At 45.6% G+C, this 378-nt stretch carries 1 protein-coding gene; it reads right to left on the bottom strand.

Annotated elements, in window-relative coordinates; translation table 11 throughout:
• Positions 1–378, bottom strand: a 378-nt coding sequence (locus tag AC1DFM_RS34910; RefSeq protein ID WP_477081403.1) for a hypothetical protein, incomplete at both ends; no start/stop codon positions are given.

The raw sequence follows: 378 nt of genomic DNA, 5'->3' as shown, positions 1-378 counted from the left end.
GTAAATCTCCAAACACCTTTACCACCGAAGGTAGTAGTCGGATCATTTCCTTTAATGGTGAAAGTAGCATTATTACACTGTGCTGCCACACTATCAACTTTGGCAACCACCGGTTTAGGATAGTTTACCACAGAAACGGCTGCACTGGTTGAATCACAGACGCCGTTGGTCACCCACCAGATAAAGGTTACTCTGTTACCAGCAGGAACAGTTACTGTGGTCGTTGCTTTSGTGCTATCGGTGATGGTTACACCCGGAGTAGGGGTAAATCTCCAAACACCTTTACCACCGAAGGTAGTAGTCGGATCATTTCCTTTAATGGTGAAAGTAGCATTATTACACTGTGCTGCCACACTATCAACTTTGGCAACCACCGGT

The organism is Chitinophaga sp. 05T412, from assembly GCF_056396465.1.
The sequence above is the reverse complement of the archived record's forward strand: the minus strand, read 5'-3'. Positions and strand labels throughout refer to the sequence as shown.